21 protein-coding genes are annotated in these 21,398 nt (G+C 63.1%); 8 read left to right on the plus strand and 13 right to left on the minus strand.

Annotated elements, in window-relative coordinates; genetic code table 11:
• Positions 1 to 48: 48 nt before the first annotated feature.
• A complete protein-coding gene (locus RQH14_RS02505; protein WP_311211753.1) occupies positions 49 to 675 on the minus strand; it encodes an isochorismatase family protein in 627 nt (208 codons plus the stop codon).
• Between the two features lie 136 nt (positions 676 to 811).
• Here RQH14_RS02505 and RQH14_RS02510 point away from each other — a divergent pair, with 136 nt between their 5' ends.
• A complete protein-coding gene (locus RQH14_RS02510; protein WP_311211754.1) occupies positions 812 to 1,771 on the plus strand; it encodes a helix-turn-helix domain-containing protein in 960 nt (319 codons plus the stop codon).
• Here the strand turns inward: RQH14_RS02510 and RQH14_RS02515 are convergent.
• A complete protein-coding gene (locus RQH14_RS02515; RefSeq protein WP_311211755.1) occupies positions 1,768 to 2,157 on the minus strand; it encodes a helix-turn-helix domain-containing protein in 390 nt (129 codons plus the stop codon). The genes RQH14_RS02510 and RQH14_RS02515 overlap by 4 nt on opposite strands.
• Positions 2,158 to 2,248: 91 nt before the next feature.
• Here RQH14_RS02515 and RQH14_RS02520 point away from each other — a divergent pair, with 91 nt between their 5' ends.
• A complete protein-coding gene (locus RQH14_RS02520) occupies positions 2,249 to 2,659 on the plus strand; it encodes a nuclear transport factor 2 family protein (RefSeq protein ID WP_311211756.1) in 411 nt (136 codons plus the stop codon).
• A 116-nt stretch (positions 2,660 to 2,775) separates the two neighbouring features.
• On the opposite strand, the gene RQH14_RS02525 is transcribed toward RQH14_RS02520, so the two are convergent.
• The 3 genes from RQH14_RS02525 to RQH14_RS02535 form a co-directional block, all read right to left on the minus strand.
• The gene (locus RQH14_RS02525; RefSeq protein WP_311211757.1) at positions 2,776 to 2,964 is read right to left on the minus strand and encodes a hypothetical protein; all 189 of its coding nucleotides are present in this window, start codon (positions 2,962 to 2,964) and stop codon (positions 2,776 to 2,778) included.
• 12 nt (positions 2,965 to 2,976) lie between these two features.
• On the minus strand, positions 2,977 to 4,425 hold the full coding sequence (locus RQH14_RS02530) for an FAD-binding oxidoreductase (protein WP_311211758.1): 1,449 nt from the start codon (positions 4,423 to 4,425) through the stop codon (positions 2,977 to 2,979).
• Positions 4,426 to 4,594: 169 nt separating this feature from the next.
• Positions 4,595 to 5,104, minus strand: coding sequence for an amino-acid N-acetyltransferase (locus RQH14_RS02535; protein ID WP_311211759.1), 510 nt, complete (start codon positions 5,102 to 5,104; stop codon positions 4,595 to 4,597).
• A gap of 184 nt (positions 5,105 to 5,288) precedes the next feature.
• Here RQH14_RS02535 and RQH14_RS02540 point away from each other — a divergent pair, with 184 nt between their 5' ends.
• Positions 5,289 to 6,539 carry a Fic family protein gene (locus RQH14_RS02540; RefSeq protein ID WP_311211760.1) on the plus strand — a complete coding sequence of 417 codons (1,251 nt, stop codon included), beginning with the start codon at positions 5,289 to 5,291 and terminating at the stop codon, positions 6,537 to 6,539.
• Here the strand turns inward: RQH14_RS02540 and RQH14_RS02545 are convergent.
• Together RQH14_RS02545 and RQH14_RS02550 are read right to left on the minus strand one after the other, a co-directional pair.
• Positions 6,536 to 8,638, minus strand: coding sequence for a prolyl oligopeptidase family serine peptidase (locus RQH14_RS02545; RefSeq protein WP_311211761.1), 2,103 nt, complete (start codon positions 8,636 to 8,638; stop codon positions 6,536 to 6,538). The genes RQH14_RS02540 and RQH14_RS02545 overlap by 4 nt on opposite strands.
• Before the next feature lie 132 nt (positions 8,639 to 8,770).
• Complete coding sequence (locus RQH14_RS02550) at positions 8,771 to 9,988, minus strand: glycosyltransferase (RefSeq protein WP_311211762.1); 1,218 nt, start codon at positions 9,986 to 9,988, stop codon at positions 8,771 to 8,773.
• Between the two features lie 105 nt (positions 9,989 to 10,093).
• On the opposite strand from RQH14_RS02550, the gene RQH14_RS02555 reads away from it, so the two are divergent.
• On the plus strand, positions 10,094 to 10,789 hold the full coding sequence (locus RQH14_RS02555) for a TetR/AcrR family transcriptional regulator C-terminal domain-containing protein (RefSeq protein WP_311211763.1): 696 nt from the start codon (positions 10,094 to 10,096) through the stop codon (positions 10,787 to 10,789).
• A gap of 87 nt (positions 10,790 to 10,876) precedes the next feature.
• Here RQH14_RS02555 and RQH14_RS02560 read toward each other — a convergent pair whose 3' ends face one another.
• From RQH14_RS02560 to lysS, 4 genes are all read right to left on the minus strand, one after another.
• The gene (locus tag RQH14_RS02560) at positions 10,877 to 13,369 is read right to left on the minus strand and encodes an ATP-dependent Clp protease ATP-binding subunit (RefSeq protein WP_311211764.1); all 2,493 of its coding nucleotides are present in this window, start codon (positions 13,367 to 13,369) and stop codon (positions 10,877 to 10,879) included.
• A 368-nt stretch (positions 13,370 to 13,737) separates the two neighbouring features.
• Positions 13,738 to 14,064, minus strand: a complete 327-nt coding sequence (locus RQH14_RS02565; protein ID WP_311211765.1) for an Lsr2 family protein — start codon at positions 14,062 to 14,064, stop codon at positions 13,738 to 13,740.
• Positions 14,065 to 14,193: 129 nt separating this feature from the next.
• Positions 14,194 to 14,367, minus strand: a complete 174-nt coding sequence (locus RQH14_RS02570) for a hypothetical protein (RefSeq protein WP_311211766.1) — start codon at positions 14,365 to 14,367, stop codon at positions 14,194 to 14,196.
• Between the two features lie 2 nt (positions 14,368 to 14,369).
• On the minus strand, positions 14,370 to 15,899 hold the full coding sequence (gene lysS, locus RQH14_RS02575; RefSeq protein WP_311211767.1) for a lysine--tRNA ligase: 1,530 nt from the start codon (positions 15,897 to 15,899) through the stop codon (positions 14,370 to 14,372).
• A 76-nt stretch (positions 15,900 to 15,975) separates the two neighbouring features.
• Here lysS and RQH14_RS02580 point away from each other — a divergent pair, with 76 nt between their 5' ends.
• The 3 genes from RQH14_RS02580 (at position 15,976) to RQH14_RS02590 (ending at position 18,674) form a co-directional block, all read left to right on the plus strand.
• Positions 15,976 to 16,896 carry an alpha/beta hydrolase gene (locus tag RQH14_RS02580; RefSeq protein ID WP_311211768.1) on the plus strand — a complete coding sequence of 307 codons (921 nt, stop codon included), beginning with the start codon at positions 15,976 to 15,978 and terminating at the stop codon, positions 16,894 to 16,896.
• 9 nt (positions 16,897 to 16,905) lie between these two features.
• A complete protein-coding gene (locus RQH14_RS02585) occupies positions 16,906 to 17,760 on the plus strand; it encodes an alpha/beta hydrolase (protein WP_311211769.1) in 855 nt (284 codons plus the stop codon).
• Positions 17,761 to 17,840: 80 nt separating this feature from the next.
• Entirely contained in the window at positions 17,841 to 18,674 is an 834-nt protein-coding gene (locus RQH14_RS02590; RefSeq protein ID WP_089593208.1) for an alpha/beta fold hydrolase, read from the plus strand.
• Here RQH14_RS02590 and RQH14_RS02595 read toward each other — a convergent pair.
• On the minus strand, positions 18,671 to 19,516 hold the full coding sequence (locus RQH14_RS02595) for an EamA family transporter (RefSeq protein ID WP_311211770.1): 846 nt from the start codon (positions 19,514 to 19,516) through the stop codon (positions 18,671 to 18,673). The two genes, RQH14_RS02590 and RQH14_RS02595, sit on opposite strands and share 4 nt — an antisense overlap.
• A gap of 8 nt (positions 19,517 to 19,524) precedes the next feature.
• Positions 19,525 to 20,409, minus strand: coding sequence for an alkaline phosphatase family protein (locus tag RQH14_RS02600; RefSeq protein ID WP_311211771.1), 885 nt, complete (start codon positions 20,407 to 20,409; stop codon positions 19,525 to 19,527).
• A 65-nt stretch (positions 20,410 to 20,474) separates the two neighbouring features.
• On the opposite strand from RQH14_RS02600, the gene RQH14_RS02605 reads away from it, so the two are divergent.
• Positions 20,475 to 21,341, plus strand: a complete 867-nt coding sequence (locus RQH14_RS02605; protein ID WP_311211772.1) for a LysR substrate-binding domain-containing protein — start codon at positions 20,475 to 20,477, stop codon at positions 21,339 to 21,341.
• The last annotated feature ends 57 nt before the right edge of the window (positions 21,342 to 21,398 follow it).

Here is a 21,398-nt window from a genome sequence, read left to right on the forward strand (position 1 = left end):
CCGGCCCACGGTAGGCCCTGGGCTCCCTTGATCCGGAGAGGTCTCCGGTCAGCGCCGGGCTCCGGCCACTGCCGAACTGCCCAGATCGCTCTTCTCCAGGGCGTTGCCCGCCTTCAGGGCCTCCACCCAGGCGTCAGTGCTGCTGACGGCCGCCCAGTTCGAGTTCAGCAACGCCATCAGGGTGGTGTGGACTGTTTCCGCATCAGCGAATCCTGCGGCATTGGCCAGGTTGATGGCGCCGGTTGCGTCGGAGAGGACTTCGGTGCTGAATCCAATAAATTCGGCTTCCACGGCCGAGGCGAGAATGCAGTTGTTGGTCATGTACCCCACCAAGGTGACGGTGTCGACGTCGTGCTCCCGCAGCCATTCGGCCAGGTCCGTCCCGGCATAGACCGAGCCGTACTCCTTGACGACATCCTTCCAGGAGTCCCTTCGTCGGGCCTCGACGTCAGGGTGGAGGTCGTAGTCCGCGGTTCCCGGCGCGAAAACCGGCGCACCTTCTCCAGCGCTGTGCTGGATGGCGGCAACCGGGATGCCGGCGGCCGTCGCGGCGTCAATGGCCTTGCCTATCATCCCGATGGATTCCTGGTGCGGCGGGAACTGGATCTCGAGGGGTCCGCTGAAGTACTGCTGCTGGACGTCAACCAGGACAAGGGCGCGGCGGGGAATGCTCATGGTGCTCTCTTTCGGTGAAGTGGAATGCCCAGGCAGGTTTGCGGCACCATTCCATCATCGGCGCCTTCGGAAGCGTCCACCAGTGGCATGAATGCCCTTGTACGATTGATTCAGGCCAAACCGGAAAGGGGACCTTGTGCGCATCGCGGTGTATGCCTTCCACGACGTCACGATGTTCCACCTTGCTGTCCCCCAAATGGTCTTCGACGAGGTCTCGCGCCAAGGGCTCGCCGAGTGGACCACCCTGCTTTTCGCGGATCAGGCGGGCCACATCCGCACTGCGGAGGGCTATCAGTTGGGAGAAATCCTTGGCCCCGAATCGGCGGGCGAAGCCGACGTCATCGTGGTGCCCTCATGGTTTGATGACGGCCGCGAGCCCAGCGAGCAGCTCCGCAACGTACTTCAACAGGCGCATCAGCGCGGCGTCATCATTCTTGGCCTTTGCCTGGGCACCATCCCTGTTGCCGATGCCGGCCTGCTGGGCGGACGGTCCGCCGTCACCCATTGGGCGGCCTTCAGTTCGCTCGCAGCACGCCACCCGGACGTCTTCCTGGATCAGACGGTGCTGTACATCGATCACGGCGACGTACTGACCTCGGCTGGGACCGCCTCCGGGCTGGACGCCTGCCTGCACCTGGTCAGGACCCGCCTGGGATCCGCAGCAGCCAACCAGGTGGCCCGCAGCCTGGTCATCGCTCCGCACCGCGAGGGCGGGCAGGCGCAGTACATTGAGCACCCCCTGCCGCCACGTTCCTCGGAAGACCCCATGGCACGTTTGCTCGAGTGGGCTCTTGGGCATCTGGGCGAGGATCTGTCCATCGAGACGCTGGCCAACCAGGCCCACATGAGTCGCCGAACGTTCATTCGCGCCTTCAGGTCCTCTACGGGCGCCACACCCTCAGCGTGGGTGCGTTCCCAGCGGCTGGATGCAGCCAGGCACCTCTTGGAAAGCTCCAGCCTGTCCATAGACCAGGTGGCAGCCGAATGCGGCTTTGGCAGCGCCGTGACCCTCCGGCAGAACTTTGCCCGGGCCTTTTCCACCACGCCCACGGACTACCGACGCCACTTCGACGCCCAACCAAGACTCGTGCCCTAGGTCAGCGCCCCCGGTGTTGGACGGTCGTCATAGGCGTCCCGCGCAGACATCACGTCCTCGATGTGCTGCTCTGCCCAGCGCCCCAGGGCCGTGAGGGGTTCGCGGAGCGTGCCACCCAGAGGGGTCAGCTCGTACTCCACGCGGGGAGGCATCTGGTCATAGGCCGTGCGGCTCACGATTCCGTCCCTCTCCAGGTCCCGCAAGGTATCCGCGAGGACCTTTCCACTGATGCCATCCACGGCTTCCCGCAGCCCGCCAAACCTTAAGGGACCGTCACTCAGTGCAATCACGATCATTGCGGTCCATTTGTTGGCGATCTTCGCCAGGGACGTTCGGGAGGGGCACGTGGACACCATGACGTTCCAGGCCGGCGCGTTCATTCTCATCAAACTCCTCGGCAGCATCCTTTAGTTACGTTGATGTAACAGGTTACCGAATGTAACCATAACTGAGTAACCCCAGCCCAAAGGAGAAATCATGAACCACCAGGAACCAGCGGCCGTGGCCGTCTCGTACTTCGATGCACTCGGCCGCGGCGACGTTTCCGCGGCAATGGCCTTGTTCAACCCGGATGTGGTGTGGCACCAGCCTGGCTCCAACCGCTTTTCCGGCGACCATGCAGGAATTGACGCGGTAGGCGCCCTGCTCGGTGGAATGATGCAGGCCAGCGAGGGAACCTTCCAGCTCACCGTCACCGGCAACCCCATGGTCAATGGCCAACTGGTAGCCGTTCCCGTTCACTTCTCGGGCAAACGCGCCGACGCTTCGATGGACATGGCCGGGACGGATCTGCTGACAGTGAGCAACGGAAAGATCACCGAAGTGCGGCTCTTCTCAGCGGACGGAGCAGCGGAAGACGCATTCTGGGGACTTCCCGAAGCCCTGTAACGCCGGCTGGGCACCCCTGCGGGCCACAGAGCGGCGAGTGAGCAGCGGGAAGGGGCAGCTCCCGAGAGCTGGCCCCTTCCGCCCTGCCCCGCCTCCGCGGGCCTGCTGTGTGCCTGCTACTGCTCAGACGGCGGTGCTGTCACCGCCTCGGATTCCTGCCTGGCATGGAACTCGGGCCAGAAGGCCGAGTACAGGTCCGGGTCCGAATGCCTGTCCCCGGACCATGGCGCTTCGTGCGGCCATGATCCGTGCGGGATGTCGATCTGGAAGGCGGAGAAGTCGGGGAACGTGACGCGGTTGTTCATCGCCCTCAGCCCCTAGTTGTTCAGCACGGCGTCGCCGCCGGCTGACACAACGTCTTCAAGCAGCACCGTCTGGTCAATGACCGGGAGCCCCACCACATGTCCGAAGCTGAACATGTTCTGCGGGTCCAACTCAGCCTTCGCCTTCCGGAGCCGTTCCAACGCAGATGCCCGCCATGGCCGCTCCCGGTCTTCGGCATCCACAAAGTGGCCGTGCAGGTTCACGAAGGTTCCGGCATTGGCGGCAGGGCGAAGGTCTTCATGGACGGCATTGAAAACTGAGGGCAACATCGCAACCATCGGCGGGACGGCAATGGCACCCATGAAGAAGCTGAATGCAGCATCGCGACCACCCACAATGTCGTCACCATCTGCACTCTTGGCCAAAGCACCGCCGAGCAACCGGAGTTCGGCCAGCAGCACGGGACTTTCGACGCCGGGACCAAAGTGCCGCAGAAGCGTTTCGGCTTCCGGCGTATCCAGCCTGTCCAAAAGGAACCCGTGTTCCAGCACAGGAACTGGCTGGTCCGGGTCCTGGTGGATGGAGTCGAAAGCAGTGGCGTCAAGCGGACCAGTGGCATCCATCATGAACGGTGCACTCCGGCGCATCGGCTCCACGAGTTCTGCCGCCGCCGCCAGATCACCCTGATAGGCATAACGGAGGTGGATCACAAACTTTCCGCGCAAAGGTTCCGGCACCATTTCCATATCCGGCAGCCGAAGGAAGGCAAGCGACGCCGATGCCTCCAGAGGCAGGGCAGGCGCCCAACCCCTGAACGCCTGCAGGACTTCAGGAGCATGCTCCCCGTCAAAGTAGATTCCGCCGGCGTAGAGGTCTGAGCCCGGGAACAGGTGGAACTCCATGGCCGTGACGATTCCCAGATTGCCCTTGCCGCCACGCAGGAGGAAGAACAACTCCGAATTCTCGTCCTTGGTTACCCTTCGCAGTGTTCCATCCGCCGTGACGATTTCAAACGCAATCACGTGGTCAGAAGCGAATCCGTATTTGCGGCCCAGGATCGGCAGCCCACCGCCCAGCGTGTAACCCACCACGCCAACATCAGTGGTTGAACCGCAGAGCCCCATGAGGCCGAAGGTCCCGGCGAGATCCACCACGGCCTTCCAACGGACACCCGCACCCACGCGGGCTGTCTTCTCCAGGGGATCAATACTGAGCTCGAGCATTCGTCGGGTGCTGATCAGCAGGCCACCCTCGATCGCATTGGTGGCACCGTGCCCGGTTGACTGGACGGACACGGGCACACCGCGTTCCGCTGCCCAGCGGATCGCCGCCGAGACGTCCTCTGCGTCGAGGGCCCCGAAGGCGAGATCGGGCTGGTGCTGTGTGGATAAATTGAAGGCCGCTACTTCAGCGGCGAAGCCGGGATCGGCAGGCGTGAACACTGGACCGCGCACGCTGAGTTGGAGTTCTGAAACATCTGAAAGGGACGCGTGGGACTGCATGATCTTCTCTCAATTGACCGATGTGGTGGAAGCTTCCCCAGCAAGCCTTGATCAGTTTATCCATCAATTTTAGATAAGGAAAGAGGATTAAATCACTCATAATCGGGCGCGCTTGAAAGACGCGCCATTTTCCTGCAGGACCGCGGCGCGGGGAGAAGGGGAAGCAGGCCTAGAGTTGCTTGATCATGCGGGTATTGCCCAAGGTGTTCGGCTTCACCCGAGCCAGGTCCAGGAACTCCGCTACGCCTTCGTCATGTGAGCGCAGCAGCTCGGAGTACACCTGGGGATCCACGGCCGATTGGTCGGCCATGACTTCAAACCCGTGGCGCTTAAAGAAGTCCACCTCGAACGTCAGGCAGAATACGCGGCTCACACCAAGCGCGCGCGCTTCCTCAAGGAGATTCTCCACCAGGACATGCCCCACGCCCCGCCCCCGCCAGGAATCAGCAGCCGCAAGAGTGCGGATCTCGGCCAGGTCCTCCCACATCACGTGGAGCGCGCCGCAGCCAATGACTTCCCCGCCGTCAGACTCGGCGATCCGGAATTCCTGCAGGCTCTCGTAATAAGCCACGGTCTCCTTGGCCATGAGGATCCGCTCCTCCGCCAAGGGCGCCACCAGTCTCTTGATCGCCGCTACATCGCTGGTGCGGGCAGGACGGAGGCTGAAGGTCGAATTCACTCCCCCATCCTAGCGAGGAGTAGATGCGCAGCCCATTGACTCCTCCTGCAGGCGGAACCTCCCAACATTTCAGGGCCCATCTGTTGGTAATACAGCCTCCGGCCCACGGTTCGGCGAAAGTTTAGATGGGAGGGACCGGATAGTTACCAACACTTCTTCGACTAAGTGTTGGTAAAGTTATCGAATGCCAACACCTGCCAACGTGCGCATCCCGGTCGACCCGGTCTCATTCGAGACCTTCGATTGGCAGCCACGCGCGCCGGAGATGTATTCGCGTGCCGAAGTGGCGCGGCAGGCCGGCCCCTACGAGGCCGCCGTCACGGCGTCGATCGCGGGCTGGGCCCCCCACATCTCCGGCGAGGATTCCGCCGACGTCGAAGATGCCACCCGTCAGTTGGTCGAATTCGACAAGCACGCCCAGCACACACTTGGCACTAACAATCCTGCCCTCGGACCGATGACGGCTATCCTGCTTCGCACCGAGTCGGCCTCCAGCTCGCAAATCGAACAACTGACGACATCCGCGAAGCAACTAGCCCTCGCCGAGATCGGCGAGGGCGACAAAGCCAACGCACTCACCGTCATAGGCAACGTCCGCGCCATGGAGGCGGCCCTCCGGCTCGCTGACGACATCAGCGGGAGGTCCATTCTCGCGATGCACAAGGCGCTCATGCTCCAACAGCCTGGCTTCGACCCAGCCGAAGCTGGCCATTTCCGCGTCGGGCAGGTGCGGGTGGGCCCCGGTGAGGCCGGCCCGAGGACTGCCGACTTCGTTGCCCCGCACCATGACCGCATCCACGGAGCGATCGATGACCTGGTCAAATTCATCAGCCGCCAGGATGTTTCGGTGCTGGTCCAGGTCGCTGTCAGCCACGCCCAGTTCGAAACGATCCACCCATTCCACGACGGGAATGGCAGGACTGGGCGCGCACTGGCGCAATCGATCCTCCGCAACAAGGGACTCGTTGGCTCGACTGCGGTGCCGATCTCAGCGGGTCTTCTTGTCGACACCCAGCGCTACTTCGCAGCGCTGGGCTCGTTCCGTGATGGCGATGCGGGCCCGATCGTCCGGGAGTTCGCCCGGGCCAGCCGGATCGCCGCGACCACCGGATCAAAGCTCGTCGATGACCTCGTTGCGCAAGTCGAGTCGTCCCGCATCAAGATGTCACGCTTGCGCGCGGACGCCGCAGCGTGGAAGGTGCTGCCGGCTCTCATCGGCCAGCCCGCGATGAACACGAGATACCTCACCACCGAGCTTGGGCTGGGTGAGATGGCGGCGCTTCGTGCACTGGACTCCCTCACAGACCTTGGCGTACTCGTCGAGGTGTCAGGCCGCGGCCGTCATCGGGTATGGCAGCACCGGGGCATCTTCGACGTCCTCGACGCCTACGCCGCCGGGATCCGCCGGATGTCCGCCGGCGAACGAATCGCCTAGACCCCCAGCTCCTCCGGCAAGGCAACGTCCTCGCCCAGCACCTGCTTCGCCAGGAAGTGCTCCACCACTCCGTACCAGATCTTTGCGTGCTGCGGCTGGAGCACCCAGTGGTTTTCGTCGGGGAAGTAGAGGAAGCGGTGCGGGCTCTGGCCGTTGTCGTCAGCGGGCAATTGCGAGGAGGACAGGAGCTCGTACCAAAGACGCAAACCCTCGCCGATCGGAACCCGGTAGTCCTTGTCGCCGTGGATTACCAGCATAGGTGTCTTGATGTTGCCGACGTTAAGGTGCGGCGAGTTCTCCATGGCCATTTCCACGGTCATTTCCTTCAGCCAGTACTGGGCGGCGTCAGTGGTGGGGCCGAACTGGTCCAGCGCCCACAAACTGGCGTGGGTAACAATGGCTTTGAACCGGTCGGTTTGGCCGGCAACCCAGTTGGCCATGTAGCCGCCGAACGACCCCCCCATCGCAGCTGTCCGAGACTCGTCAATGTCCGGGCGCCCCACCACCGCGTCGGTGATGGCCATGAGGTCGGTGAATGGCTTCTTGCCCCACTCGCCCCAGCCGCGCTGGATGAATTCCTGGCCGTAGCCTGTGGAGAGCGCGGGGTCGGGCAGCAGCACGGCGTAACCCTTGGCGACGAGCAGCCAGGGGTTCCAGCGCCACGTCCAGGCGTTCCACGAACCCAGCGGGCCGCCGTGGATCCACAGCAGGAGCGGCGCGGGGTTGTCGCCGGAGGCCCCTTCGGGGAGCGCAAGGTAGGCGGGCACTCGTGCACCGTCGTCCGCCGTCGTTTCCACGCGCTCCAGATGTCCCTTGTAGACGGGCCGCTCGGCGGGTGCCTGCAGCCTGGACACTTCTCCAGTGGCGATGTCGATCCGGACCGCTTCGGCGGGGAATTCGTACGAGCTCCGCAGGGCAAACGCCGCAGTCCCGTCGGGAGAAATCACGACGTCGGAATAGGCGGAAGCGTCCTGCGTCACCCGGGTGACCCCACCGTCAGCGACGTTGATCCGGAAAACCGGCGACGCGCCGTCGTCGTCCGCTTTGGCCAGGACGGCGCTGCCATCCGGAAGCCAGGCAAGGACGGTGGCCCAGCGATCCCAGTGGTGCGCCAGCGGTTCGAGGTCCGTGGTTTCGCCGCCGCTGACGTTGAGCAGGTGCAGCTTCACCTGGGGCGCCTGCGTGGGCGTGGTGTCGCTTTCACTTTCTACCACGAGCGTGCCGTTGTCCGGACTGACGGGTCCCGGGAAATAGCTCATGCCTTCGTGGTCCAGCAGCACCTTGACATTCCCGGTGGCGACGTCGATGGCGGCCAGCACCTCGCGGCTGTCGGCTTTGGCGAGCGCCTTGGTCATGCTGGTGTAAATGGTCTTCCCGTCCGGACTCATCACTGTTTTTGACTCACGCAGTGAACCGCCGACGCCGGCTGTCAGGTTGCGGAGCTTGAGCGGAGCTGCGGCATCCACCGTTGACGGTTTGCCGGGTTCCGGCCCGTCACCCTCCTCGACGGCAAAGATCCGCGGCTCTGCGGGGCCGAGGTCGGCATCCCAGTAGCGGACCGGGTAGCCGCTGTGCAGGATGGCGGAGACCTTGTTGTCCTTGCGGGCCTTTCGGCGCTCGTCGTCGTTGTCCTCGTCGGTGGATCCCGCCAGGACCTCGGCGCTGACGAACGTGGCGTCCGCATCCTTCGCGGCCATGACGGAACTGATGCCTCCCGAGCGCGAGTGCACCACGCGGGCTTCTCCACCGTCGGCAGGGAGTAGCCAGAGGGCGTTCACCGGGTCAGCGTCCGGACTCTCCGGATCCGGGCGCGCCGAGGTGAAGTAGAGGTCGCCGTTTGCCGCGAACGCCGCGCCCGCCTCACCCTTGGAACTGCGGGTGATACGGCGTGCGTGCTTCTGGCCGGTGGGATCGATCTCCCAGAGGGCTGAAGCGAACTCGGTTCCCTTGCCGTTCAGCGTCGAAACGGTGGTGACCAAGCGCTTGCCATCGGGGCTGAGGGTAAGGCCGCTGACCCGCGGGATGGCGAGGTAGTGGTCCATGTGGTGGAAGGGAGTTTCGGGCTGCTCGCCCGGGGTGTGAGTGTCAGCAGAGTCCATGATCCGATTCAACACGCATTGTGCTCCCGATCACAGGGTGGTTCACTCACAGTGAAACAGTACTTTCACATATCCCGCACCCAACTAAGTCGCAGTACAGCGCGTTATGAGCGCTCTAAACGCGCTGTACTGCTACTTGGCTGGGAGATTCCGCAGAGCCTCGACCACCGGCACAGTCCCGTCTTCCTTCGCGATGGCGGCCGCCAGGACCCGCGCTTGCTGCGCGTACGACGGCGTTGCCACGGCTTTCGAAATGGCGTCACCAAGGCGCTCCGGAGTCAGCTTCTTGTACGGAAGCGGTTGGGGACCGGCGCCCAGGGCTGCGATCCGCGAGGCCCAGAGTGGCTGGTCCGTATACACGGGAACACCTACCGACGGCACGCCCGCACGCAGGCCGGCGGCAGTGGTTCCAGCGCCGGCATGGTGAACAACCGCAGCCATGCGGGGGAACAGCCACTCGTGCGGGACACTTCCAACACCCATGGCATCATCTCCCAGCACCCCCTCCGCGCCCTGCACAACAGCCCGAACTCCGGCACGACGCGTGGCCTCGAGGATGAAGCCGGGGTCAAGGTGCGCGCTGCTGCCGAAACCAACGAAGACGGGCGCTGGACCGTCGGCGAGAAAGTCCACCAGGTCCGCGGAGGGCTGCCAGCCTGAATGCTCCGGAGGCCACCAATAGCCGGCCATCACCAATCCCGCATGCCAATCCGCGGGCCGCGGCAGAACGGTGGGACTGATGCCGTGAAGAATGGTTGCCCGGGCCTTCCTCCGACGACGTTCGCCCGCTGCCCGGCTTTCCTTGCGCAGGCCCAGCTGCTTGCGAAGGCGGGCACTGGGAGCATCGTACGGCGCCGGCCCCGCAGCTGCCCGCTCGCCAATGATCCTGTTCCCCAGCGCACCCAGGCTTCGAGCCGAATTCATCAGCACGGGCGGATAAGCCGCACTCGGTTCCGTTGGCTGTAAATGGGCGCCAATGGCCGGGATGCCAAAGGCCTCAGCAATGTCATAGGCATAGGGTGCCACCGAGTTGGCCATGATCACATCGGCTCCGGCCTCGGCGGCAGCCAAGGTTCCCTTGGCCGCGTTGTCCATATACTCGCCAAGCTTCCGCCAGAACGTCAGCACGCCTCCGGGTGCTGCCTTTGCGCCAGGGGCAGGCTGCTTGATGAGTTCCACCAGGTCCCCCGGCAGCGGCCTGAACTCGCATCCGGACTCAACAACCAGGGGGGCATAGGCAGGATTGGCCGCAATGGCAACCTCGTAGCCCAGCCCCTGTAAGCGATGCCCGAGACCAGCCATGGGCGCCACATCCCCGCGCGTTCCGGGAGTCACCATAAGTACCCGCATGCCGTTCCTCACCTTCGCTAATTGCGATCACCGTTCGCAATTAAGAATATAGTGGAATGGGATCAGGACCAAATCACTTCAACAGGATGAAAGGGCGGTACTGGATTGGCTGCTCACGATCCCACGGACGTCTGGCGGCGCCCCGAGCGTGCAACCGTCGGGCCCAAACCCGAACATTCCCGCAACGGAATTGCGACGGCGGCCCTCCGCATCGCGGACGACGAAGGCCTCCCTGCGGTGTCCATTCGAAGGGTAGCCGCCAGCATAGGTGCCGGCGCCGCCTCCCTTTACCGCTACGTGAAATCCCACGACGAACTTGTGGAACTGATGATGGATACAGTCGCCGGCGAGTACCACCTTGAGGCCGGAGGCGAGCACCCACGGGAGAAACTTCTGAACCTTGCCCACCAGGGAAGGGACATCATGCACCGACACCCCTGGCTGGCCCCCTTGCTGTTGACCCGCCCGTCAATGGGCCCCAATTCACTCCGATACCTCGAAGCTGCCGTATCCGCCCTGTCAACGGTGGACCTTCCAGGTCCGGCGAAGCTGCAAACCGTGGCCATGCTGTCAGCTATCACGTCAGCATTCGTACAAAACGAACTGGCTTCCGCACCCGGCTCCGGAGCAGTCGACGGCGCCGCTGCCGGCCGCGTTCCCTACCTCGTCGAAGCCCTTCACAGCGGCGACTACCCGCATTTGGCGGCGGCGATGGCTGGACAGGCACACTCCGGCCACTCCGACGAACAATTCGCCGGCATCGTGGCCAACTACCTGGCCGGAGCAGGCGTCCCGGGCTAGTGCGCCACCTTTCCTTGGCCCGCGCAACACAAAAGCCCCACCAACTCCTTGCGGAGCGGGTGGGGCTTCTGGGATAAAGCGTTGGCCTTACGCGGTCGGAGCGATCTCCGGGATACGCGGCTTGGCGTTGCCTTCGAACGTGAACTTGGCGTCGTCACCTTCGCCGTCAACGTCCACCACTACGATGTCGCCGGCGTGGATCTCGCCGAACAGGATCTTCTCGGACAGCTGGTCCTCGATCTCGCGCTGGATGGTGCGGCGCAGCGGCCGGGCACCCATAGCGGGATCGTAACCACGCGTGGCCAGGAGAACCTTGGCAGCGGGGGTGAGCTCGATGCCCATGTCCTTGTCCTTGAGGCGGCGCTCCAGGCGGTTCACGAACAGGTCCACGATCTCGATGATCTCGTCCTGCGTCAGCTGCGGGAACACCACGACGTCGTCAACACGGTTGAGGAACTCGGGGCGGAAGTGCTGCTTGAGCTCTTCGGTAACCCGTGCCCGCATCCGGTTGTAACCGGTCTGGGTGTCCGTGCCGGACTGGAAGCCCGTCGCCACGCTCTTGGAGATATCGCGGGTACCAAGGTTGGTGGTCATGATGATCACGGTGTTCTTGAAGTCCACCACGCGGCCCTGGGAGTCGGTCAGGCGGCCGTCTTCCAGAATCTGCAGCAGCGAGTTGAAGAGATCGGCGTGGGCCTTCTCCACTTCGTCGAACAGAACCACGGAGAACGGACGACGACGGACCTTCTCCGTCAACTGGCCGCCTTCTTCGTAGCCGACGTAGCCCGGAGGTGCACCGAAGAGACGCGAAACCGTGTGCTTCTCGGAGTACTCGGACATGTCCAGCGTGATGAGTGCGTCCTCTTCACCGAACAGGAACTCGGCAAGGGCCTTGGCGAGCTCGGTCTTACCGACGCCCGTGGGGCCGGCAAAGATGAACGAGCCACCGGGGCGCTTGGGATCCTTCAGGCCTGCACGGGTGCGGCGGATGGCCTGGGACAGTGCCTTGATGGCCTCGTCCTGGCCGACGACGCGCTTGTGCAGTTCGTCTTCCATCTTGAGCAGGCGCGAGGACTCTTCCTCGGTGAGCTTGAAGACCGGGATACCCGTGGAGTTCGCCAGAACTTCCGCGATCAGGTCCTCGTCAACCTCGGAGATGTCGTCCATGCCGCCGGACTTCCAGGTGCGCTCCTTCTCAGCGCGTTCGGCAATGAGCTTCTGCTCCTTGTCGCGCAGCGAGGCAGCACCCTCAAAGTCCTGGGAGTCGATGGCGGATTCCTTCTCCATCTTCACGTCGGCAATGCGCTCGTCCATGGCCTTGAGCTCCGGCGGAGCCGTCATGCGGCGGATGCGCAGGCGTGCGCCGGCTTCATCGATGAGGTCGATCGCCTTGTCCGGCAGGAAGCGGTCCGAGATGTAGCGTTCGGCCAGCTGAGCCGCTGAGGCGAGGGCGCCGTCGGTAATCGTCACGCGGTGGTGTGCCTCGTAACGATCGCGAAGTCCCTTGAGGATCTCGATCGCGTGCGCAACCGAGGGTTCCTTGACCTGGATCGGCTGGAAGCGGCGCTCAAGCGCGGCGTCCTTTTCGATGTGCTTGCGGTACTCGTCAAGGGTGGTGGCACCGATCGTCTGGAGTTCACCACGGGCGAGCATCGGCTTCAGGATGGACGCAGCATCAATGGCGCCTTCGGCAGCACCTGCACCGACGAGGGTGTGGATCTCGTCAATGAAGAGGATGATGTCGCCGCGGGTGCGGATTTCCTTGAGGACCTTCTTCAGGCGCTCTTCGAAGTCACCGCGGTAACGGGAGCCGGCAACCAGAGAGCCGAGGTCAAGCGTGTACAACTGCTTGTCCTTGATGGTCTCCGGGACATCGCCGCGGACAATCGCCTGGGCGAGGCCTTCGACGACGGCAGTCTTACCAACGCCGGGCTCACCAATCAGCACCGGGTTGTTCTTGGTGCGGCGGGAGAGGACCTGCATGACGCGTTCCATCTCCTGCTCGCGGCCGATCACAGGATCGAGCTTGTTTTCGCGGGCAGCCTGCGTGAGGTTGCGTCCGAACTGGTCAAGCACCACCGAACCGGCAGGGGTACCTTCCGGCTGGCCCTGGCCGGAGCCGCTGCCTGCGGTCTCCTTGCCCTGGTACCCGGAGAGCAGCTGGATGACCTGCTGGCGGACCCGGTTCAGGTCTGCACCAAGCTTCACCAGCACCTGTGCGGCCACACCTTCGCCTTCGCGAATGAGGCCGAGCAGGATGTGCTCAGTACCGATGTAGTTGTGGCCGAGCTGCAGTGCTTCACGGAGGGAAAGCTCAAGCACCTTCTTGGCACGCGGCGTAAAGGGGATGTGACCGGACGGGGCTTGCTGGCCCTGGCCGATGATCTCCTGTACTTGCTCGCGAACGCCATCGAGCGAAATGCTCAGGGACTCGAGCGCCTTGGCAGCAACGCCTTCACCCTCGTGGATCAGACCCAAGAGGATGTGCTCGGTACCGATGTAATTGTGGTTGAGCATCCGTGCCTCTTCTTGGGCAAGGACGACCACGCGACGGGCACGGTCCGTAAATCTCTCAAACATTTCGCCACACTCCTAGCTACGACGTACTTTGATGCTACGTGCCGGAGCAACACTTTTGGAGCGTGTTCGCCACAGGGGAAACATGACGCCGCGGAGGAATAAATCGGACACTTCCCCTTGACCGCGGCGGGCGACGGTGACATCCTGCCTGCCGGCCCGGGCAACCTGCCGCCGGGCCGCCCGGGATTAATCCGCGGCGGCGTAAGAGGGGTGCTTTCCCGCTCCCCCAATAGCACCGGCAAGCGGGCGACCAGCACCGGGAAGATTCACGGCATATTTCGCCGTCAGGCCATGGTGCCGCCCTACAAATCCGGCTCCTTAAACAACCAATGCCCCGGCAGTGACTGCCGGGGCATTGAAGCGGTGAATCAGGAATTGGCCTTTTGGTAGGCTTCCTGAATTTCAGCCTGAATACGTCCGCGGCTGTTGACCGTGTAACCGTTATCCCGGGCCCACTGCCGGATCTGTGCGGAATCCTGGTTGCGGGCCGGAGTAGCGCGACCCCGCGTCCCGCGGCCGGAAGAGGTCTTCCGGGCCTTTGCGACAAACGGTTCCAGGGCTTTCCGCAGCGATGATGCGTTTGCTGTGGACAGGTCCATTTCGTAGCTCACACCGTCCAGGCCGAAGCGGACAGTTTCGTCCGCAGCCCCTTCATCCAGGTCATCGACGAGGATGATTTTTACTTTCTGTGCCATGAGTTGCCTCTCTTTTGGAGGGATGGATAATCAGAAATTCCCCGGGTTCCTTTGTCGATTATCGTTCACGGCAAGCACGCACGTCAAAGCACAATTGGATTCCTGTGAAAGTGGAACCCATTTAGGAGCCTATTTAGTGGCTGGACCTTCAGATGCCGGGCCGGCATTTTTTGAATTCGCTTCGGCCTGGGCACGCGCTTCTGCCTGACGCTCGGATTTGTCTGCATTGAAGATCGACTTCATGGCAAACCAGAAGATCAAACCTACAACGATGGACGGCGCTAGGACTGCGATGTACTCCATGATCAGTGTCCTTCAGGCTTCAGCAAGGGGAACAGAATGGTTTCGCGAATTCCGGCCCCGGTGAACAACATGACCAAACGGTCAATGCCGAGCCCGATGCCGCCCATGGGCGGCGCGCCGTATTCGAGGGCGCGGAGGAAGTCCTCGTCCAGTTGCATCGCTTCCTCATCACCAGCGGCGGAGCGGCGTGACTGCTCCGTCAGGCGTTCACGCTGGATGACGGGATCAATGAGTTCAGAGAAGGCTGTACCGCGCTCCATGCCGCCGATGATCAGGTCCCAAGCCTCAATGAGGCGCCCGTCTTCACGATGTGGCCGGGCAAGCGGCTGGGCCGAGGGCGGGTAGTCATAAACAAAGGTCGGGTTCAGCAGGGTGGGTTCCACAATCTCACCGAACAGCTCAACCACAATCTTCTCGGCGTCCCACTTGGGGTCCACCTTGACGTCATGCTTGGCAGCAATTGCCAGCAGTTCCTCCACCGTAGTGTCCGGAGTAATTTCCACACCCACAGCTTCGGAAATACCCGGGTAAACCGAGACCCAGGCCCATTCGCCGTCGAGGTTGATTTCGCCTGCATCCGTTTGGATGGTGCGTGTCCCAACGACGTCCGCCACGTTGAGGATAATTTCCTTCATGCGCTCGGCCATGACGAACTGATCCGCCCAGGCTTCGTAGCATTCCAGGGTGGTGAATTCGGGGCTGTGTGTGGAGTCCACGCCTTCATTGCGGAAAACACGGCCCATGTCATAAACGCGGTCGATGCCACCGACAACGGCGCGCTTGAGGAAGAGCTCGGTTGCGATGCGTAGTGTCATCTTCTGGTCGAACGCGTTCATGTGCGTTTCGAACGGGCGTGCGGTGGCGCCGCCGTGGACCAGCTGCAGGATGGGGGTTTCCACCTCCACGTAGCCATGGCGGTCCAGGGTGTCGCGCACCGAGCGGGTGATGGCGGCGCGCTTGTAGACCATCTCGCGGGCTTCGTCGCGGACCATGAGGTCCACGTAGCGCTGGCGGACGCGGGTTTCCTCGTTCAGTTCTGCGTGCAGTACCGGGAGGGGGCGCAGTGCCTTGGACGCCATGGACCAGGAGTCGGCCATGACGGACAGCTCACCGCGGCGGGAGGAGATGACCTCGCCCTTGATGAACACGTGGTCGCCCAGGTCAACCAGGGCCTTCCACTCGGCGAGCGCTTCCTCGCCGACGTTGGCAAGGCTCAGCATGGCCTGCAGCCGGACGCCCTTGCCGTCCACGCCGCCCTCCTGGAGGGTGGCGAAGCACAGCTTGCCGGTGTTGCGCACGAACACGACGCGCCCGGTGACGCCAACAGTGTCGCCGGTGGTTTCATCGGCTTCCAGGTGTGCGTACTTCTCACGGATTTCGCCGAGGGAATGGGTCCGTTCAACACCCACCGGATAGGCCTCTGTGCCGCGCTCGATCAGCTTGGCGCGCTTTTCCATACGGATGCGCATCTGCTCGCTGGCATCGATGGGCTCTGCGGAGGTGTTCAGGGCTGGGGTGTTTGCGGAAGTCACAGTCCTTAAGTTTACCGGTCATTACGGGCGTTCACTTCCGGGCCCCAAGATCACGCAAACGCATAGACTCGGGGCTGTGGAGACATGGACAGTTGAAACGGTCGACGGCGGCGGGCAGCTCGAGGTCGACGGCGGCGGGCAGCTCGAGGTGCACACCTTCCGGCCCGCGTCAGCAGCTTCAATTCCCGGCTCGAAGGCACCCGCTGAACCGGCCGGCGTCGTGCTTGTTCATGGCACTTTGGTGACGGACTCGCTGTACTGGCCTTTCGCGCGGACTCTCAGCGTCATGCTGGGGCGTCCTGTGCACAGCTATAACAGACGCGGTCGAGGGCATTCCGCGCCGCAGCCGCCCGGTTATTCGGTGGAGACAGAGATCGCGGACCTTCAAGCCGTGATGCAGAAGACCGGTTCCACTGACGTTGTGGCGCACAGCTACGGCGGCTTCGTGGCGCTGCAAGCCGCGAGGCGGGCCAGGATCAACAAACTGGTCACTTACGACGCCGCGGTTTCCCTGTCCGGCAACCTCAGCAGCCGGTGGCGGCCCGAGCTTGAGGAAGCGGTCACTGCCGGTCAACTGGATCACGCGTGGGCGCATCTGGTGCAGGGGTTGGGAACTGCCGGGCCAATTTCCTATCTGCCCATGGGGGCGCTGCGCACGCTCAGTGTCTTGTCGGCCCGGACCCGCCTGGGCTTGGAGATGCGCTCCCTGCTTCCCACGGCAGTCACCGAAATGCGCGCCGTCCTGGACGCCGATGCCCACCTTCACGACTTCATGGAACTCTCCACGCCCACGTTGATGCTCAGCGGCGGTTGGAGTCCGTCGTACTTCGCAGAGACCGGCCGCGCCCTGGCCGGGGCCGTGCCGGTGATCGACTTTGCTGTGGTGCCGCTGCAGTTCCACGAAGGGCCGTTGCGGCCGGGCAAGCGGCTCGCCGCCCGCATAGCGCGGTTCCTCTCCGGGACCCGGCTCCACGGCGAACTTTCAGATGCCACCTAGGATGATCCGGTGAGGGAACGCGATATACAGACGCACGACGGCGGACGGCTCGCCTTGTACAGCTACGGCACCGAAGACGCACCCGGGGAGCGCCGGGTAGTCCTCATCGGTGGTGCGTTCCTCACGGCACTCATTTATCGGCCCTTCTCCGTCGCTTTGGCCAAAGGCCTCGGTGACGGTTGGGCCGTGGACGTGTACGACCGCCGGGGCCGGGGCAAATCCACCGAGCAACCGCACAACTACTCCATGGCTACGGAGATCGCCGATGTCCGCACCATCATGGACACCACCGGCGCCCGGAACATCTTTGGCCACAGCCTGGGTGGGTCCGTGGCCTTGAACGCCGCCCAGGCCTTTGCGGGCACGCACCACCAGCCGGACAAGCTCGCTGTTTACGACGCCGCGGTGAACATCGATGGCAGTATGGACACCGATTGGCTGGCCGGCTTCGCGGATTCGGTCGACAAAGGTGACGTTGGCCGGGCGCTGGCCCGGATGAAGCGCGGAATGCAGCCAGGAACTGCCCTTGCCCGGGTTCCTGAGCCGATTCTGGCGGGACTCATGGCTGTGGTGTCGGGAACCAAAGTGAACAGGCTTTTCCGCGAGCTCATGCCTTCAGGCGTTGGCGAGCTCAAAGCTGCCTTTGACGCCGCTGATACTCCGACCGATTTCTCCGTCCTGCCTTCCAGCACGCACTTCATGGTGGGCAAGAAGAGCCCCCAGTTCTACAAGGTCACCGCAGCGCGGCTGAACAGGGCGGTTCCCGGCAGCACGTTGGAAGTTTCGCCCAAGGGATTCCATGGGTCCATTCCTGCAGCGGTCAACGAACTCGTCTCGGATATCTCGGACTACTTCAAACGCTGACTGCTTTTCCACACTGACTGCTTTTCCACATAAGGGCCGGCATGCTGCCTGCATTCAGGTGGCTCGGTTAGGCTCAAGTCATGACGCGCGACATCATCATGACCCACGACGGCGGACACCTCGAAGTACTCACCACGGGCGGTGGGCTGGCAGCGGCAGGTTCCGGTGTCGTCGTCGTTCCTGCCTCAATGGTGACGGCTGCCGATTACTCGCGTTTCGCGCAGAAACTGAGCGAAGCCCTGGGCCGGCCCGTCCATACTTTCAACCGACGTGGACGCGGCGATTCATCACCGCAGGCCGAGGACTACACGCTCGAGGCCGACATCCGGGACTTGGACGCCGTCATGAAGCACACGTCCAGTACCGACGTCTTTGGGCACAGCTTTGGCGGTGCCGTAGCGCTGCACGCTGCGCGGACCCTGCCGGTAGAGAGGCTTGCCGTCTACGACCCTGCTGTGTCGGTCAACCACAGCGTCAAGGCCGACTGGACACCGGATTATGAACGCGCGACGGCGGCGGGAGACTATGACCGCGCCCTCGCCGTCCTCATCAAGGGCGTGGAAACCGGCGGCGCCTTCGCGCGCATGCCACTGTCCATGCTGACCCTGGCCAACAAGCTGGCCGCCGGTACGCCTTTGGGCAAGCAGATGCGCGAACTGATGACCTGCGGTGTCCGGGAAATTAAGGCCGTCATCGCTGCCGACATGCCCGCCGAGCCGTTCCTGGCCCTTCCGCTGGAGACGCTGATCGTGGTGGGCGAAAAGAGCCCCGCCTACTTCGGTGTTGCGTGCGGCCAGATCCATGACGTCCTCTCCGGATCCAGCTACAGCATCCTCCCTGGCTCGGGGCACGACGGTCCTATTAAGGCTCCGGACAAGCTGATCTCTGAGTTGTCGGAGTTCTTCTCGGGCTAACCGAGCTGGATGGCGGCGATGCCGGCCACCGCGATCGCCGTCAAACCCAACCGGAGCCGGCTGAACCTTTCATTGAAGAACACTGCGCCGATGACTCCAGCCAACAGGACACTGGTTTCGCGCAGCGCCGACACTAAGGCAAGCGGTGCCAGGCTCTGCGCCCAGACCACAATTCCGTAGGCCAGCATGGACACCAGTCCTCCGATGAATCCCGGCTTCCAGTACCGCGCCACTCGTCGCGGGAAAGAACGGCTCTCGGAGGCCATGCGCCAGCAGACCAAGGGAATCACCAGGCCCTGCAGCAGGAAAAGCCACGAGACATAGGCCATCGGTTGCCCGGAAACCCGGACACCTACACCGTCCACCAAGGTATAGGCCGCGATGGCCACACCCGTGAGTACGGCGAATAAGGTGCCCTTGCGGTTCTTGCCGGCACTGGCCGTTGCGCCGTGTTTTGTGAGGGCGAGGCTCAGTAAGGAACCAGCAACGACTGCCACTCCCGCCAGCTGCCAGAAGCTCAATTTTTCTGCCAGGAAAGTGGTGGCGATCCCCGTAACCAAGAGGACAGCGAGGCCGCGGGCCAACGGATAAACCTGGGAGAAATCGCCGTGCTTGTAGGACGTGGTCAGCAGGATGAGATAGCAGGTCTGCAAGGCGGCCGATGCCACCACATAGGGCCACGACTGCTGCGGGGGAACTCCGAAGACCACTGCCCCCACCAGGCCCGATGCCAGATAGGCCAAGGCAATCATGGTGGACGAGGCTAGTCGGTCCGGAATCGCCTTTGCCAAGGCATTCCACACGCTGTGCAGGACCGCTGCCAGGAGGACTGCCCCCGTCACCGCAAGTGTCAACGTGGAGCTGCCGTCGTTGCGGGTTGCTCCTGCGGGTCACGACGGGCGCCGAACACGAGCCCGTCCGTGTCTCCTGCCGCCACACCAAATGCAGCAAGTACCTGGGAAAAGATATCGGCATGGTCCACTGCCACGACGTCCCTGGGCACCCTTTCGCCGCAGGCAGCGATCCAGGCTGTGCGCTCGGCCTCGGTTTCACCCCCATGACCACCGGCATCGACGTGTCCGTGGTCAGTCACCACTATGACGGTCCAGTGTTCGTCACCACGCCGAGGTCTCGACTCAATTGCTTCCAACAGGCTTTTGAGGCGGGAATCGCAGCGCTGAATGGCTGAAATGTAGCCGATACCCGTGCCGTTGTTATGGGCTTCGACGTCGGCCTCGCCGAAGTACACAAAGGATGCCGCAAGGTTCTCGCGCTCCAACCGTCCGGCTGCATAATCCGCGACGGCGTCGTCGGCACTTACCCAGCTTCCGCCGTCGTTCGCTTCTTCAGGGTCCTGCTCCGGCACCCAGCCACGGGAAGAGAAAAGAGGCCCGCACGCTGTGGGTGCCGCCACAGGAAACCAGCTCGCAGCAATCATGGTGCGCGACTCCGGACGGGCCGCACGAATCACCGCAGTGAAGTCTTGGTAGGCAGCGAGCTCCGGCGGATGGTCACGGTTCCCGGTGACCTTGTGCCGGTCCGCATAAACCCCGGTGGCCACCGTGGCCCACACTGGACCGGAAATCGTGGCGTTCTTCCTGTGAACGTGGACGGGTAGCAGGAAGCCGTTCCGGGCGACTTGGTCCAGGGCTGGAGTGGCTGCGGACATCAGCGAGTCGTAACGCACACCGTCGATTCCGACTACCAGGACGTGGGGTTCATTCTTCACAGCCATGACGGTACGTGGCTTTAGTGGCGACTCATAGGACATGCCGCTCAAATCTATAGGAGACTTAGGCCATGCCTATGAATCTCACGCATCTGCGGGCCTTTCACCTCGTAGCCACCCACGGCAGCTACGTCGCTGCGGCCACAGCTGCGAAAGTGAGCCAACCAACGTTGTCCGAGCAGGTCCGCCTTTTGGAACGGCTCCATGGGGTCCAGCTCCTGCAGCGAGCCGGGCGGTCCGTAGAGTTGACGCCCTTGGGAGGAAAGCTGCTGGCAGTTACGGCCAGGTTGTTCGCCGCCGAGCTCGAGGCCGAAAGCGTTCTGGCCAAAGCCCGCAACGTCATGCAAGGAGAACTGCGGTTCGGCACCGACGCTCCCATCAACGCAGTAAGCGTGCTCAGCACGTTCCGTCGGTTGAACCCCGGAGTCAACATCCAACTCGTCAGCGGAAATTCCGCCGATATACGCAGACGGGTCCTGGCTGGAACTGTGGACGTCGGCATCATCGCCGACGAAACGCCGCATCCGGACTTGATGGCACGCCGGCTCGGAACGCAGGACCTGGTGGCCTTTGTTCGGCAGGACCACCCGTTGGCCGGCAGCAAGGTGATCCGGCTCCGGGATTTGGTAGTGCACCCGTTGATCATCAGGGAGATCGGCTCGGTGACGCGCAGATCCATCGAGACGGCGCTCTCTGCATCCCGTCTCCAACCAGCCGAAGTGCTGGAGACGGACAGCAGGGAAGCCGTCCACGCGGCAGTGATGGCCGGCCTCGGCATCGGTGTAGTGGCAGAGGACGAGTTCAACGACGACCCTCGGCTGGTGTTGCTTGATTTTGTTGATCCGATACCGCCGATAGTGGAGTACTTGGTGTATCGACGGGACAAGCAGCGGAGCCATGTGGTGGATGCGGTGTTGGGGTGTGTGGGTGGTGGTTGATGGTGTGTTGTGGTGGTTAAAGGGGAAGAGCCCCGACCTGTGGTCGGGGCTCTTGCC

This window comes from Arthrobacter sp. WCS2018Hpa-7 (assembly GCF_031843805.1).
Lineage (GTDB): Bacteria > Actinomycetota > Actinomycetes > Actinomycetales > Micrococcaceae > Arthrobacter.

Bases quoted from the DNA above. Each gene is read 5' to 3' on its own strand.
- RQH14_RS02515 (WP_311211755.1), bottom strand. From the start codon at position 2,157: ATGAGAATGAACGCGCCGGCCTGGAACGTCATGGTGTCCACGTGCCCC.
- RQH14_RS02550 (WP_311211762.1), bottom strand. From the start codon at position 9,988: ATGCGGGTACTTATGGTGACTCCCGGAACGCGCGGGGATGTGGCGCCC.
- RQH14_RS02570 (WP_311211766.1), bottom strand. From the start codon at position 14,367: ATGGAGTACATCGCAGTCCTAGCGCCGTCCATCGTTGTAGGTTTGATC.
- RQH14_RS02520 (WP_311211756.1), top strand. From the start codon at position 2,249: ATGAACCACCAGGAACCAGCGGCCGTGGCCGTCTCGTACTTCGATGCA.
- RQH14_RS02530 (WP_311211758.1), bottom strand. From the start codon at position 4,425: ATGCAGTCCCACGCGTCCCTTTCAGATGTTTCAGAACTCCAACTCAGC.
- RQH14_RS02565 (WP_311211765.1), bottom strand. From the start codon at position 14,064: ATGGCACAGAAAGTAAAAATCATCCTCGTCGATGACCTGGATGAAGGG.
- RQH14_RS02600 (WP_311211771.1), bottom strand. From the start codon at position 20,409: ATGGCTGTGAAGAATGAACCCCACGTCCTGGTAGTCGGAATCGACGGT.
- RQH14_RS02505 (WP_311211753.1), bottom strand. From the start codon at position 675: ATGAGCATTCCCCGCCGCGCCCTTGTCCTGGTTGACGTCCAGCAGCAG.
- RQH14_RS02560 (WP_311211764.1), bottom strand. From the start codon at position 13,369: ATGTTTGAGAGATTTACGGACCGTGCCCGTCGCGTGGTCGTCCTTGCC.
- RQH14_RS02545 (WP_311211761.1), bottom strand. From the start codon at position 8,638: ATGGACTCTGCTGACACTCACACCCCGGGCGAGCAGCCCGAAACTCCC.
- RQH14_RS02540 (WP_311211760.1), top strand. From the start codon at position 5,289: ATGCCAACACCTGCCAACGTGCGCATCCCGGTCGACCCGGTCTCATTC.
- RQH14_RS02605 (WP_311211772.1), top strand. From the start codon at position 20,475: ATGCCTATGAATCTCACGCATCTGCGGGCCTTTCACCTCGTAGCCACC.
- RQH14_RS02590 (WP_089593208.1), top strand. From the start codon at position 17,841: ATGACGCGCGACATCATCATGACCCACGACGGCGGACACCTCGAAGTA.
- RQH14_RS02525 (WP_311211757.1), bottom strand. From the start codon at position 2,964: ATGAACAACCGCGTCACGTTCCCCGACTTCTCCGCCTTCCAGATCGAC.